Origin of the sequence: Pseudomonas sp. WC2401, from assembly GCF_041200115.1 — a bacterium.
GTDB classification, from domain to species: Bacteria; Pseudomonadota; Gammaproteobacteria; order Pseudomonadales; family Pseudomonadaceae; genus Aquipseudomonas; species Aquipseudomonas fragi.
Genome location: NZ_CP165623.1, coordinates 3,373,614 through 3,388,195, shown reverse-complemented (window position 1 = coordinate 3,388,195; position 14,582 = coordinate 3,373,614). Strand labels below are relative to the sequence as shown.

At 48.6% G+C, this 14,582-nt stretch carries 12 protein-coding genes and 2 pseudogenes; 11 read left to right on the top strand and 3 right to left on the bottom strand.

The genetic code is table 11. The annotated features are described in order from the left end of the window. Positions 1 to 50: 50 nt before the first annotated feature. The 4 genes from AB3G35_RS15450 (at position 51) to AB3G35_RS15435 (ending at position 4,471) form a co-directional block, all read left to right on the top strand. Positions 51 to 509: an Lrp/AsnC family transcriptional regulator gene (locus AB3G35_RS15450; protein ID WP_169916614.1), complete on the top strand. Its 459-nt coding sequence runs from the start codon at positions 51 to 53 to the stop codon at positions 507 to 509. Between the two features lie 84 nt (positions 510 to 593). Further along, entirely contained in the window at positions 594 to 1,244 is a 651-nt protein-coding gene (locus AB3G35_RS15445) for a GntR family transcriptional regulator (RefSeq protein WP_169916615.1), read from the top strand. 633 nt (positions 1,245 to 1,877) lie between these two features. Beyond that, a complete protein-coding gene (locus AB3G35_RS15440) occupies positions 1,878 to 3,083 on the top strand; it encodes a mandelate racemase/muconate lactonizing enzyme family protein (protein ID WP_369781725.1) in 1,206 nt (401 codons plus the stop codon). A gap of 68 nt (positions 3,084 to 3,151) precedes the next feature. Continuing rightward, positions 3,152 to 4,471, top strand: a complete 1,320-nt coding sequence (locus AB3G35_RS15435) for an MFS transporter (RefSeq protein ID WP_169916617.1) — start codon at positions 3,152 to 3,154, stop codon at positions 4,469 to 4,471. 363 nt (positions 4,472 to 4,834) lie between these two features. On the opposite strand, the gene AB3G35_RS15430 is transcribed toward AB3G35_RS15435, so the two are convergent. Both AB3G35_RS15430 and AB3G35_RS15425 read right to left on the bottom strand, forming a co-directional pair. After that, complete coding sequence (locus AB3G35_RS15430) at positions 4,835 to 5,734, bottom strand: DMT family transporter (RefSeq protein WP_262372322.1); 900 nt, start codon at positions 5,732 to 5,734, stop codon at positions 4,835 to 4,837. A gap of 403 nt (positions 5,735 to 6,137) precedes the next feature. Beyond that, positions 6,138 to 6,917, bottom strand: coding sequence for a S9 family peptidase (locus AB3G35_RS15425; protein WP_169916618.1), 780 nt, complete (start codon positions 6,915 to 6,917; stop codon positions 6,138 to 6,140). A 547-nt stretch (positions 6,918 to 7,464) separates the two neighbouring features. Here AB3G35_RS15425 and AB3G35_RS15420 point away from each other — a divergent pair. Further along, positions 7,465 to 7,599: pseudogene (locus AB3G35_RS15420) on the top strand (transposase); the annotation flags it as partial. 132 nt (positions 7,600 to 7,731) lie between these two features. Next, positions 7,732 to 8,301, top strand: a complete 570-nt coding sequence (locus AB3G35_RS15415; RefSeq protein ID WP_169916619.1) for a MepB family protein — start codon at positions 7,732 to 7,734, stop codon at positions 8,299 to 8,301. Between the two features lie 5 nt (positions 8,302 to 8,306). Here AB3G35_RS15415 and AB3G35_RS15410 read toward each other — a convergent pair. Further along, positions 8,307 to 8,969 (bottom strand): annotated as a pseudogene (locus tag AB3G35_RS15410) (IS66 family transposase); the annotation flags it as partial. A gap of 744 nt (positions 8,970 to 9,713) precedes the next feature. Between AB3G35_RS15410 and AB3G35_RS15405 the strand changes: the two are divergent. The 5 genes from AB3G35_RS15405 to AB3G35_RS15385 all read left to right on the top strand — a co-directional run bounded on the left by AB3G35_RS15405 (position 9,714) and on the right by AB3G35_RS15385 (position 14,486). Next, the gene (locus AB3G35_RS15405; RefSeq protein WP_169916640.1) at positions 9,714 to 10,097 is read left to right on the top strand and encodes a DUF2946 domain-containing protein; all 384 of its coding nucleotides are present in this window, start codon (positions 9,714 to 9,716) and stop codon (positions 10,095 to 10,097) included. A gap of 232 nt (positions 10,098 to 10,329) precedes the next feature. Continuing rightward, complete coding sequence (locus AB3G35_RS15400; RefSeq protein WP_169916620.1) at positions 10,330 to 10,956, top strand: putative natural product biosynthesis protein; 627 nt, start codon at positions 10,330 to 10,332, stop codon at positions 10,954 to 10,956. Positions 10,957 to 10,967: 11 nt separating this feature from the next. Next, positions 10,968 to 11,381 carry a DUF2946 domain-containing protein gene (locus AB3G35_RS15395; protein WP_169916621.1) on the top strand — a complete coding sequence of 138 codons (414 nt, stop codon included), beginning with the start codon at positions 10,968 to 10,970 and terminating at the stop codon, positions 11,379 to 11,381. 44 nt (positions 11,382 to 11,425) lie between these two features. Then, positions 11,426 to 13,645: a TonB-dependent siderophore receptor gene (locus AB3G35_RS15390; protein WP_315246453.1), complete on the top strand. Its 2,220-nt coding sequence runs from the start codon at positions 11,426 to 11,428 to the stop codon at positions 13,643 to 13,645. 10 nt (positions 13,646 to 13,655) lie between these two features. Further along, positions 13,656 to 14,486 carry a DJ-1/PfpI family protein gene (locus tag AB3G35_RS15385; RefSeq protein ID WP_169916622.1) on the top strand — a complete coding sequence of 277 codons (831 nt, stop codon included), beginning with the start codon at positions 13,656 to 13,658 and terminating at the stop codon, positions 14,484 to 14,486. The last annotated feature ends 96 nt before the right edge of the window (positions 14,487 to 14,582 follow it).

The following is a 14,582-nucleotide window of genomic DNA, read 5'->3' as shown; positions in this document are numbered from 1 at the left end:
TTTTTCAAAAGTTGTGCGAGGATGCCTAAATTCGCCTATGAGGGAAAATCATGATTGAGTTAGACAAAGTAGATCGGACGATTCTCAGCATTATTCAGATGAATGGCCGATTGACTAACGCGGAAATTGCCGCGCGCGTATCTCTCTCGCCACCAGCAAGCTGGAAGCGTCTTAAGCGACTCGAGGAAGAAGTTATTGATGGTTATTATGCAACCCTTAACAGAAAGGCTCTTGGCTTAAATGTCTTTGCGTTTATTAGTATTACGCTTGATAGCCACTCAGAAGAGGCGATGGATAATTTTGAGCGAGGTGTTGATGCGCTGCCTAATGTGTTGGCGTGTCATAACATATCTGGGAAATATGATTACTTGTTGCAGGTTGTTGTAGAGGACATGGATGAGTTTCATAAGTTGGCCATGTTTAAGATTCGTAGGTTGGGCAATATCAAAGAGATGTACACAGGGTTTTCGTTGCGAGAAGTTAAGCGGAGTACAACGCTACCTCTTTGAGATTAGTTGGAAAGCATTTAGTGAAGTGGTATTTTATATTGTTTTTTTGATAATCTGGTTTGTGATTTTTAAGGGTATTAGAGCATGGCAAAAAAACTCGAGTCGCTTGCAGAGATTGCTGAATTTAAGATCGTGAACATGATCATAGCAGGGCACCTCAAGCTGGGCTCCAGAGTCACTGAGGCTGAACTTGCAGAGAAACTATCAATAAGCACTGCTCCTGTACATCAAGCGCTGCAGGCTTTGAACAGGCTTGGTGTGGTCATTATAAAGCCACGGAAAGGAACGTATATATTTACTTTTACCAAGGAAGACATATGTAAAATGACGCTTGCGCGTTACGCCATTGAAAGCGAGGCGCTGCGGCAAGCTCATGTAAATAGCTCTACCCGATTTAGTTTGGAGCTTTCTAGGGTGATTTCAAAAATGGAGGAGTCTGTAAGGCAGGGAGATCTAACAGGGTATTTAAAGTATGATGCTGAGTTCCATGATGTTTTCTATAAGTATTCAGAGAATGAATTTCTCGTTATGGCATCTAGCGCGATTACCATAAAAGTAATGGTGTTGTGGTATTTGAGTATTCTTGATAAGTATACAGTTGGCGATATGCTGCTATCTTTTGGTGATCATCAAGCTATTTATGAGAAGGTTGTTGTTGGCGAGATTGATCAAGCATGTAAGATCTTATCTTTGCATTTGAAACGCTTGGAAGATATATTTTCCAGGGAGGAGTAAGTGTTTTTGTTCATTTGCGAGGACGGACATGCTCCGTACGTCCTCAGGTGGTTATGGTTTTTTATCTGTGTTGTTGCTTGTTTGCGTATTGACTATTGTGAAGTTTGGAGTGAGTGAGAGTTTCTGTAGTTGAGCGCTTCGAAGTTGGTCGCTATGTTTTTTTGTGAAGCCAAGTTTGCCAAGAAGGATTTCTATCTGATGTATTGGTTGTGGGTGTTTATTATTGATAAGTGTGAGCGGTTCCCTCGCTAAGGATCTATATATGCTTTTAGATAATTAAAGTGTTTTCGCGTTTTGGAGGAGGCGTTACGCATAACTGCTGCCAGCAGCATGACTGCACGATGAGCGCCGTAAGAGCGCTGTTCACAACGGTCTAGAGATTTTTGTGAAATTTCACAGTTTTTTTTTGCGCGGCTGATATTTCACTGTGGCAGGTGGAGATGCTCTAGGTTGGCGCATGTGAATACTAATATTTAAAATAAATAATTGTAGTGCAGTGAAATTTCACGAGTTTAATTTTTTGAGATTTTTGCAGGGGTTGAAAGCTATTTGGGAAGCTGCTTTTATTAGGTTGTGTGAATGAAAAGTCCACGTTTTTCATGATAGACAAAATAATAATTGAGGCTGGTTGGTATGAGAATTACAAGTGTCGAAGTATTTGATTGCAATGTCCGTGAGAAAGATCCTGCGCTTAGTTATTTTAATCCAATTCTGATCCGTATTAACACTGATGAAGGTGTCTCTGGAATAGGAGAGGCTGGACTTGCATATGGATCAGGTTCAAATGCAGCTGTTGGCATAATCAAGGATCTTGCTCCGCGCCTCATTGGTAAAGACCCCATGCGGATTGAGTCCATCTGGGAAGACTTTTACCGTGGCACTTTCTGGGGGATGGGAGGAGGGCCAGTATTTTATGCCGGCATGAGTGCGATTGATATCGCATTGTGGGACATCAAGGGTAAAAAATATAATGCCCCTATTTACGAGCTGATCGGGGGGAAAACCAATGAAAAGCTTAGAACCTATGCCAGTCAGCTTCAATTTGGTTGGGGAGATGAACAAACAGCCCTTTTCGATCCTAAAGACTACGCGGATGCAGCCTTAAAGGCGGTTGCAGAAGGCTATGATTGTATTAAAGTCGATCCAATTCAGTTTTATGGTACCACCAAAGAAGAAAATGCGCTGAGCAACCCTAAGCAAAGTTACTATGGACTTCTACGTAACGAAGATATCAATCGAGCATACGATCGCCTGAAAGCTATGCGGGATGCCGTGGGTAAAGATGTTGATATTATCTTGGAGATTCACTCTCTGCTCGGGGCAAACTCCGCTATTCAGTTAGCCCGCGCTGTTGAAGACATAGGTGTTTACTACTATGAGGAACCAACAAACCCGATGAATACTGACGCATTTGCAAGGGTTACAAATAGCGTGAGTATGCCCGTGTCCACAGGGGAGCGGAATTATACGCGCTGGGGTTATCGTGAGCTTTTAGAGAAACAGGCGGTAGCTGTAATTCAACCAGATGCTTGCTTGGTGGGAGGGATTACTGAAGCTAAGAAAATTTGCGATTATGCAAATATATATCATGCTACTGTTCAAGTGCATGTGTGCGGTGGGCCGGTTTCTACCGCAGCAGCACTGCATATTGAGACTGCAATACCCAATTTCATTATTCATGAACACCACACAATTGCTTTGAAAAAAGATATTATCGATCTTTGCAAGTATGACTATCAACCAAAGAATGGCTTTTTTACAGTTCCTGAGTTGCCTGGGCTTGGTCAAGAACTGAACGATGAAGTTGTTCATCAGTACTTGGTAGCAACAATAAAATAATAAAGCATTGTGAACTTAGCACTGGTCTTGTTTCAGGTCAGTGCTTTGTTACACCCTGGGAGTATAAAATGGAAACGAACATAGCAGCTTTTTCTAATGAGAGCTCAAGCTCAAAAGCTCTTTATGGAAAGGTGATTAGAAGAATAATACCGTACATGTTTGTTTGTTATTTATTTAATTATCTCGATCGCGTGAATGTTGGTTTTGCTAAGCTGCACATGCTTCAAGATATAGGTATGAGCGAGGCCGCGTACGGATTAGGGGCGGGTATATTTTTCATTGGATACTTGGTGTTTGGCTTGCCAAGTAATCTGATGCTGCAACGGATCGGCGCTAGGCGCTGGGTAGCGATTATCATGGTGCTGTGGGGGATTCTCTCAACCTCATTAATGTTCGTAAAAACAGCGGAAACATTTTACGTACTCAGGTTTCTCACAGGTGCCGCTGAAGCAGGTTTTTTTCCTGGTCTGATTTTGTACTTTACGCAGTGGTTTCCTGCTTCAATACGTGGACGTGTGATGGCTTTGTTTATGTCTGCTATTCCACTCTCTGGCGTTCTGGGCGGGCCGCTTTCTGGGTGGATCCTTGAAGCATTTTCGTCCAGCCCCGTTGGTGGTATGGCTGCATGGCAATGGTTATTCGTTATTGAAGGGGTGCCTACTATTCTGTTAGGTGCAGGTGTATATTTTATTTTGGATGATCGAGTACAGGATGCGCGTTGGTTAACTCAAGAAGAAAAAAATGTAATTATATCTGACTTGGCCGCTGACGAAGCCAAAAAGCCTTCCTGCAAGGCGGAGGGCATGAAGCAAGTCCTGAAAAACAAGTGGGTTTGGATTCTGGGTCTTATTTACTTCTCATTTCAAGGTGGCGTTTACGCTATTAGCTTTTGGCTTCCAACAGTAATTAAATCTGGGAATTGGGGTGGGATGTTTATGGTTGGTTCAATCACTGCCATCCCATATGCTGCAGCTGCCTTGTTCATGCTTTTCATGGGAAGATCTGCCGATGCCAGTGGTGAGCGGCGTTGGCACTTGGCAGTTCCGATGATTATGAGTGCTGTAGGTCTAGCAGTTACTGCCAGTGCAGGGGGCTCATCTACAACTGCTCTGTTAGGACTTACTATTGCAACTATGGGCGCTTTTACAGCACTCCCAATGTTTTGGCCACTGTCGAGTTCGTTCCTTAGTACGGCTTCCGCAGTAGGAGGCGTTGCAGTAATCAATTCGATAGGTCAAGTTGCGGGTTTTGCTAGTCCATATTTCGTTGGCTGGATCAAAGATACGACTCACTCAACAGATGCCGCTTGGTATTTTTTGTCAGCACTAACCCTGTTAGGGGCATTGGTAATGCTTCTTGCTACCAAAAAACGTACCTTCCGCAGTTGAGATAGGGTTATTGCAGCGAACCACTTCGATTTGAGGTGCGGCGTTGAATATATTAATAGTTACAGATTTAATAGGGGTTATGTTGGAGCAGATATTATAAATGTTATCTGTTAATTCTTACATGGTTAATGACACCGATGCCTGATATCAAGGGTTTCGGTGTTCACCTGCTCTTGTGTATTGTTGAGATTAACTTATATCCTGAAGTGGATAGCTCATCTACTCTTGTATGATTGATGGTAATGCTGGTCAAGTTGGGTTGTTGATTATTAAGGAGCTAAGGCTTGGTTTTTGAGTTAGGCTATCTTGTCGATAGTTAGTGGCCTATACAATTGGCTCAGAAATCCAGCTAGACGTATAAGGCTAGTCTTCAGTGTTTAACTTATGTATGGATGATTGTTTAGATAATAGGATTAGAGTAATTCCTCCAAGCACCGCGAGAGAGCTAAGACCAAGACGTGCAGTATAGATTTCTCCCAGTAATAAAACTCCGGCAAGTGATGCAATAACAGGGACACTGAGCTGGACGGTCGCTGCGTGGAACGATGAAAGCTGTCGCATTGCCGCGTACCAAATTGCGTATCCAATGCCAGATGCAATGGTGCCTGACGCAAATGCTGCCGCTATGCCAATAACGTCCGCATGAAAAGACTTAATGAAGGGTAGGGCCGTAAGCATGATGAGCGGTACAGACCTCATGAAGTTGCCACTTGTCGTCGCCAACGGGTCAGTCGAAGCTTTGCCAAGAATTGAATATATCCCCCAGGCTACTCCTGAAGTGATCATTATTGCTGCGCTTATCAGAGGGGGGGCATTCGTACCTGGAACAAGAATCACAACTAATCCAGAAATAGCGAAAACTAAGCCCAGTAATGTTAAAGGCCCCATTCGCTCTCCTTTGAAGAAACCGAACCCAAGCATCGTGAGTTGTACTGCTCCGAACAAAATAAGTGCGCCGATGCCAGTGTCCAGATTCAGGTATGAATAGGAAAAAGCGAATGCATAGACGTAGAGTGATAAGCCTCCTCTCCAAGTTCCTGTGCAATTTGGAGTAGACCGCCTAAGCTTAAGAATTATCCATAAAACAAACGCACCACTGACTAAACGTATAACACTAAAACTGATGGGGTCGATAGCACTGTCTCGCAGTGCCAGCCGACAAAGTACGGAGTTCGCTGCGAAAGCGACCATTGCGATGGTTGTTAGTAAAATTATGCGTCGTGATCGCTTGCTCATGATTTTTTGAGTAAAGCTGGCACTCATGAAGTAGTCTTCCACTTAATTGGGTCAGATTTAGATGTTTCATGATCGAAGAGCTATCGTTATATTTTTTAAATGCATCAATGATAGATGATAATTTTATTGTGCTAAAACTCAACCAACTGGCGATGTACTTTATTCAAAATGTAAAGCAGCTAATTTTTGCGATTGAGTGAGCTGCCAGGCGGGACTCTAGGTCAAATTGCTCCTATCACAGCTGCACATAGAAATGTGACTAATATAATCAACAAAAAAACAATGCCCCATGAGTTTTTTGTTGGTTTCCTTTGATCGCCTCTTTTGGCAGACTCACTATCGCAACAAAGTGAACTATTTCGCCCTTGTTCCCTCGCTCTCTTAAGAGCTAATATTGAGCAGTATCGCATGTAAATATCCCTAGATTAATTTATATTGAATGTGATTTTTCCGAAGTGTACAAATATCTTGAACTCCATGCGGTAATGCATGAGGCAACATAGTCAGCGTCCTTGCTATTGGTTAACAAGTGGTCGGCAGAGTCTAGTGAAATAAAACTTTTAGGATGCTTCGCGGTCTGGTAAATTTTTTGAGCTTGTTCTATTGAAACAACGGTATCTACTGGGGAGTGGAAAACTAGCAGCGCCCTACGTAGGCTTGCAATATTTTTGTCCTGTTGATGTGTCTCAATATCATCAAGGAACTGTTTTTTTATGTTGAACTCTCTACCTGCTAACATGACTTTAAATTCTCCATGATCTCTTATGTTAGCTACCTCGCTTTTGAACTGTTTTATTACATGGGACGCCTCAGCAGGAGCACCTATGGTCACAACTCCTTTTACTTCTGGGATATATTTGGCCGCTGCTATGACTGCAGCCCCTCCTAAACTATGGCCTATTAGGATAGCTGGAGCTTCATGTGTTTCTCGCAAATAGTCTGCTGCTGCTACCAAGTCAGCAACATTGGATGAGAAATTGCTGTTGGAGAAATCACCTTCACTATTGCCAAGGCCTGTAAAATCAAATCTGAGAACAGCAATATTGTTGTCAACCAGGGCTTTTGCAATTCTCGCAGCCGCTTTGATGTCTTTACCGCAAGTGAAGCAGTGGGCGAATAGAGCGTAAGCGCTAGGTGCTTCTGGCGTTTGAAGAAGGCCGGATAAGCTTACTGATTCAGAATTTTTAAATATTATCTGTTGTTTGCTCATGATTTTTCCACAGATCAGCTATTGGTTCAGCAAAAGATCGAGACTTGACCGAGAAGCATTTTTTGCCACGGCCTTTCTAAGGATGCGGTGGCCATTACGAAGCAAGACTACCATCCAGTAGGTAGGTTTGCAATGTTTGTGACCGCTTTGCGAGCGTTTTTGAGTAGAGTATGGATCGAGCGGACTGAAGGGCAGGGCGTTAGGGATGTGGAGAGGTGAAATCCCTCACATCAGCCCGTAAGGGAAATGGCATAGCATAGAGATGGTCATGGATCTAGATGCGTGCTGAATAGTGGGCAGGGTGTTGTCAGGAAAGCCTGATGTAGACTTGATGATCAATGCTTTTGATATGGCCTACAATCAAAGAGAGAAGCTTCAGAACTGCTGCTGCTTCATTTCGATCAGGGGTCGCAATACGCTAGTCGTCAGCGTCAGCGTCAGCGTCAGCGTCTGTGGCTTTACAGCACAAAGTAGAGCACGATATTTGAATAGCCCCTAGTTTCGTAGACATCTTCATACCTTAAAATTAGGCCATTCAGGAGGTGCCATGAGCAATCCACGTTATGCCGAAGAATTCAAAATCCAAGCGATCAATCAAATGATCGAAAAAAAGCTGCCTGTCGCTTATGTGGCAGCACGTTTTGGCGTATCGACTCACAGCCTTTATGCGTGGGTAAAGCGTAAGCGGCTGGCTATCCCACCTTGCGCAATTACAAGACGTAACCGCACGCAGCCCGCTTCTGCATGTCGAAGGGCGTAGCATATGTTCTGGAATGGGTCGTATGGTCAATGAGTCGTTTAGGAGTTGTTCCCGTTGAAATTCGATTTAACTGAACTACACACAAAATATGCAGGCGCGGCAGACCCGGCCCTCGGCCATATTCCGAACGATCTGATAGCTGCTATCCAGGATGTGTACAAGCCGGCGGGAATGCAATTGACGGATCTGGCTCTACGCGAGGCTGAGAGTGTCGAGTATGGTGCCTCCCGCTTTGGCCTCGACGGACACACCATTGCCTTCCGTGTGGCTAAAACAACGCCGACGAAGATTGGACAGTTCGTCACAATATGGAAGCGCCCGACGTCAGGCAGCATCATTGCACCTCTCGATGTCGATGATGGCGTAGCCTTTGTTGTAGTGAGTGTGTTCGATGCAACTCATCGCGGACAGTTTGTTTTCGACCAGAAAATACTGGCATCAAAGGGCATCATGGCGATTAACGGTAAAGGCGGTAAGCGCGCCATCCGCGTTTATCCACCTTGGGTCAAACCAGTCGCCAAAGAGGCCGTTAGGACACAACAATGGCAACTACAATACTTCCTTCCTCTTGAACAAAGCGGAAGCGCCGATTCCGTGCAGGTGCGTCGGTTATTTGAAGTTTAAGATCCTTATCCGTCATTCTTGAGCGTTCTGGGTAAGCCCGACGTCCACCTATACGGCAGGAGCTGATCAATTTCACTCGCACGCTGCGTCGGCAGACGCGTGAGAACGTCCTTCAAATAAGCATACGGATCATGCCCGTTGAGCCGCGCAGATTGGATCAAACCCATGATCGCCGCCGCCCGTTTACCGCTGCGTAGCGACCCTGCGAAGAGCCAGTTCTTGCGTCCAAGAGCCCAAGGCCGGATCTGGTTCTCTACCCAATTATTGTCAATGGGAACAGTTCCGTCATCGAGGTAGCGCGACAGCGCTGCCCAGCGTTTCAGACTGTAATCCAATGCTCTGCTGATAGCCGAACCTTCGGGCACGAGATCGCGCTGCGCGATCATCCAGGCATGCAGCCTATCCATCACCGGTACTGCTTTTTCTTGCCGTATTCGGCGCAGTAAATCCGGATCCAGGTCACGGACTTCACTTTCGATTTCGTACAGCAACTGGATATAGCGCAGGGCTTGCTCGGCGAGCATGCTCTTGTTGGTGGCATGCAATTCGAAGAACTTACGCCGCGCATGGGCCATGCAACCGATCTCCGTCACGCCGAGTTCGAAGCTGGCCTTGTAACCGCCAAAATCATCACAGACCAGCTTGCCCTTCCAGCCTTGCAGGAAGTTGGGGCCGCGATCAGGTGTCTTCCCAGGGTGCATTACATTTCGGTTCAGCAGGCCCAACTGGACATTAGTCAATAATTGATGCTCGGTTACAAATGTGGATGCTACCTCATCAACTCAATTGCTGGCCAACGCCCGCTTGCAGGCCGGGGAAATAATTAACGTCGTGTCCGGGACTATTTGATCACTAAAGTTTTAGGCCTTATCCGAGCAATGCCTATTGAGTATTTGTTTTGATCGGCCACAGGAAATGCGAAAAATCTGCCGATGCCAGTCGCCCGCATAAGCTGCGACACTCCGACGCAGTCATAGGCCTTGGCTCGCTATAACATGCTCGTCAAAAGACATGTGACAGTCTGTCGCATGAGGCTTCGTGGAACCCTGCTTGAAAAAGGCTTCCTGGCTCGTGCGAACAACACATAAAAGCCTTAATCTATTAGCGATTTGTGGTTTCACCGGCTGTTGAAGTAATAGGGGAGTAGGTATGCCTTTACCACACTGTTCCACCAAGTGTGAACGCCTAGCTCTCTTGGGCCATTTCTACTGGGAAGGTACCGGAAGCTATCGGGCTACCAGCGCGAAGACCTGCCTCACAGCGTAATTCTGGCAACGTCTTCGGTTAGAATTTCACTTGGGTGAACTCTCTGAAAGTCGTGTAATTGAGTTGTACCTCCATCGTCCAGTTATTTCTGGGCTGTGGGTTTGACCGACTTCTTCATGCCCTTAATTAGTAGTAATGCCGCTCACATGAAACTGTCCCTTGCAGACCGCTCACTCGTTGCCTGGATGCTGTGTTTTTGCGTCCTGCTCAACGTGTACGCCTGCGGTTTGGGGCATGGGCAGATGACCGGGTTCGAGCTTAATGGCGTCGGCGGTCAGTTCTGTTCTGCGTCGGGCAACAAGAGTCCGGTACAAAGCACGGACTACACCGACCAGTCAGTTAGCGGTTGGGTTGGAAGCTTTACCTGTCCGATCTGTTCTGCGGTGACGTTGAGCATCGCTTTCTTATTTTGTCTGACCTGGTTATTGCGGGTAGGGCAAAAGCTGCGCCCAAGCCGTGAATTGGGTTCCAGGGCGCCTCCTCGATACTCTTGGCCATCGGCTAATCCCCGCGCTCCCCCTCAAAACTGACGCTTGCATGTGACCGGTCAAACTCGGCCGTCACTGCTTTATTACGACGTTATTTTTACGCCTGATTGTCGCTGACGCGACCGCAGGTGGACGTCGTTCAATCGTCATGAGGAGGTAGTCCTATGTCTCGCGTTATTGATCATTCAGGTTGCAAGTTCAGCTTATTCGAAAGCTTAAGTTTTACATCTGCTACATCAGATAATCCGCAACGAACGATTGTGGGGTGGCTGGCATGCGCTCTGTAGTTATTCCTTCAGGGGTTTCACGGCTAGCCACTAAAACTTCGCGCCTAAGCAGTCGTGGCGATTTCCTGTTGCCGTTTCCTGATTACCCCGGCAATGCACGCTGTTTTGTTCATCTTGATACCCGGTTGTTGCCTTACTGGCACACGCTATTTGATGTGTGCCCCGGGCTACTCAAGCTTGATCCTCCAGACGGTTTGAACATCTTCCGTAGTTTCATGATCTGGGCATATCGCAATCACCCACCGCTGAATTGGACGTACTACCTGAGCGTCTGCCGCTGGTTACTCACGTCAAACTATCGATCTCAAATTACTGAGGATTACATCGACTCATTCATGGCTGCAGCGGCAGCCCGATGGGTAAACACCGACGATAGCCAAGCGCGTGGGATGGTACTCGTTTGGCAAGGCTCACCCATGAGGGTGTTTGACTGGAAAGTAGAGCCTCGCAGCGTTCCAGGTAACGATCCTGAGCATGAAGAGTTTCCTCCTGCGCCGTGGGACTTTGCTTGGTGTCCCTTGACAGGGAAGGGCGGCAGCGGATTCCGACGGTGGTTGCCTATTCCCGGATATGAAGGTCAAACACAGTTATCCAAGCCTGTGCGTGATAAGTAGAGCACCTGCTAGTGCGTAGACGTCAAATTATCGCAGCCTGGCTCAGTCTGTTCGCCATGCTGATGATCTTTGCCGGCCCGCTGATCAGTCAGGGGATCAGTCTTGCCCAAGACAAAAGCCAAGCAATGAGCATGGCTGTCATGGAGTGCCACGACATGCCTGGCATGAGCCAGATGTCTCACCATGGCTCTGTGGACAAGCACCATGATCTGATCGTGTGGGAAAAGTGCGGATATTGTTCTCTTCTGTTCCAGCACCCTGCGCTCACTGAGTCAAGCCTGCCGAGCATTCGGCGCCATGTTCCACTGTCAAAGTGTCTATCTGCCCGCTTTATCCCTCGGCAAGCTGTACCACCGGTGTTCCCTGGCGCACGAAGCCGAGCTCCGCCTACTCGACCGTTGAATGTTCTCTTCATTTTCTGCTAGGCGCACATGGCTGGATCTGCGTTGCCGGGGCCACGCACCCGCTGATGCTTATTGTTCAAGTGCGCTTTGCCAGCACCTGTCTTTCAACGGTAGATCCCATGTACTTGACCAAGAACGAGCCATTTTTTCACACTGCCCCATCGCATCTGCGCTGGCGCCGAGCCTTTTGTATGTTTCTGGGGTTGGCATTACCCGTTATTGTCCAAGCCGCGCAGCCTGAGGAGGGTGCAAAAAGCTTACAGTCCTGGACATTGGCACCTACAACCGTTTCTGGAGCAGGTCACGGCTATACTGCACCCACTTCTGAGTCAGCCACGCGCACCGATACGCCCCTGGTCGAAGTCCCGCAGTCGGTGCAAGTTGTCACCCAATCGATGCTTAAGGAACAGGGCAGTCGCTTTCTTTCCGATGCGCTGGTTAACGTTTCCGGGGTAAGAGCAACCAAGCCTCAGGAAGCGCTGTTCGCTCAACCAATCGTGCGCGGTTTTCCGGCAGAAATTTACATGAATGGGCTGCCAGCCTTCGGAGGGACTGCGGCAAGCATTGACCCGACGAGCCTGATCGGTACTGAGCGCATCGAAGTGCTTAAAGGCCCTACGTCAGCGCTGTACGGCGGCGGTATCGGCGCGCCACTGGGTGGCCTGATCAACGTGATTTCGAAGCGGCCAGAGGCCGAGCCTAGCGCGTTCCTGTCGATGCGCGCCGGTAGCTTCGGCACGGTGAATCCTTCGATGGATATCAATACACCCATTGGCGACAAGGTGGCCGCGCGGATTTCCGCCGACTACCAGGAAAACGACAGCTGGATTGATCACGTAAACGGTCATCAATGGTCGATACAGCCCAGCGTTGCGTTCCAGCTATCGCCTGAGACCGAGCTCTTGCTGCGTGGCCAGTATGAGGATCGCAGCCAGCTCGAATTTTCCGGCCTGCCCGCCGCTCAGGCATTGAGTGGGCAGATTGACCGCAACGCTTTCCCGGGTGCCAGCAGCGGGCAGCCTCACACCACCATCGAGAATCGCACGACCACTGCCGAACTCAGGCACGAGGTTAACGACGATACGAGGTTGAGCGTTTCCGCCCAGTATTACGAAGGCAAGATACGCGACAACGGCGGCTTCATATTTCCGGAGCTGCTTGGGGCGGATCCTGCAACACCCACGGTTTATCCAATATTCAAGCTTTACCTGCCAACAAGCATTCGGGAAAGCACGCTGGATACCAACTTGAGCTCCAGAATCGAATCGCTTGGCGGCAGCCACGAACTGATGGTGGGCGCGAGCTACGACCGTACCGACTTCACCTCGGGTGTCTCTAATGCCGAGTTGATTGGCGAGCTTGATCTGGCCAATCCCAGTTATGGGATTTCCTACGGAGCGACGCCGCAAACCATTGTGTCTCAGACCAACCGCTACGAAACGAAAGCTGTTTATCTTCAGGATCAGGCGACTTATGGCCGGTTCCATCTGTTGGGGTCGTTGCGGCTTACCCAGCTCAACCTCAAGCAGCAAGAGCAGGGCGTTGATACCTCTTATCATCGTGTGACACCACGACTGGGCATCACTTATGACCTGACCGAGAGTCTTGCACTGTATGCAGCGTATTCCACCGGTTTCAGGGGCGAGTTCAACTATAACGGCCAGGAAACACCCAAGCCTGAGCTTTCTCGTAACTACGAGGCGGGCGTCAAGCTGGCATACCTAGATCTCGGCCTGTCCGGCACTCTCGCGGTGTTCGAGCAGACGCGCCGCAACGTATCCACCCCAGATCCCGACCCTGCTAAAGCGATTCTGGGGTATTCAGTCCAGAGCGGTGAACAACGCGCTCGCGGAATAGAAGCAGATCTGGTCTGGGAACCAACCCCGGCTCTTTCATTGCTGGGCAACTACGCCTACACACAGGCACAAGTGACAGAAGACAATACGATTCCGATGGGTGATGTCCTAGCGCGCGTACCTCGGCATAGCGGCCGCCTCGCGGCCCGCTATCGGATACTGGATGGCGCGGTAAAGGGACTGGGATTTGGTGCCGGAATTACCGCGCTCAGCGCTCGCGAGCTGACATTGCCTAATACGGTCTCCGTGCCGGGCTACGCATTGCTCGATGCGCAGACTTCGTATGATTTCGACTGTTACACGATCTCTGTATCTGCGGTCAATCTGACAGGCCGTAAAGTCTTCGAGACCTATCAATATCTGGGGTCTCCAGTGGTATTACCCACACAACCACGCTCAGCTTACTTAACGCTGACAGCCAGCTTCTAAGGAAACCATCATGATCGATAACCAACGACGTAACTTGGTGATTGGTGCGCTCCTGGCTCCATTGGCTGCCAGTATTCACCTCAAGGCTTCGGCTGCTGACAAATCCATGCATGAGCATAAGATGCCTGACATGGGCCCCGACATGGATAAAGTGCCTTGGATGGGCGAAGAACAAATCGCAATGTTGATCTACCCAGGCATGACGGTGATGGATCTCGTCGGGCCGCACTGCATGTTTGGTTCACTCATGGGGGCCAAGATTTATATCGTCGCCAAATCGCTGGATCCAGTCACGAGCGATGCAGGGTTAACGATTGTCCCGACCGACACCTTTGATACCTGTCCTCGCGACCTGACTGTACTTTTCACCCCCGGTGGTACGGACGGCACCCTAGCAGCAGCCTCTGATGCCGATACCCTGGCCTTCATGGCTGATCGAGGGTCACGTGCCAAATACGTCACCAGTGTCTGCTCTGGCTCGCTGATACTTGGTGCTGCGGGATTGTTAAAGGGCTACAAGGCTACCTCGCACTGGGCGTGCCGGGATGCTTTGGCCGGGTTCGGTGCAATTCCGACTGAAGCTCGCGTTGTGCGCGACCGTAACCGGATCACGGGGGCGGGTGTAACAGCAGGGCTGGATTTTGGCCTAAGTATGGTCGCTGAGCTACGCGACCAGACCTATGCCGAGTGCACCCAACTGATGAGCGAATATGATCCTGAACCTCCGTTCAACGCAGGCTCCATGAAGACGGCTCCCCCATACGTGAAGAACGCAACGATCCAGATGGCTATGGACTTCACCAAACAGGCAGAAGCGCTTGCTGGCATAACGAAAAGCTAAAGCCTCCCAAGGCCTACAGCGCGTTCCATTGCTGGGGCGCGCCGTGAGCCTTCATTTACAACGAGTGTTTTGAGAGGAGACGCTAGTTGCAAGATT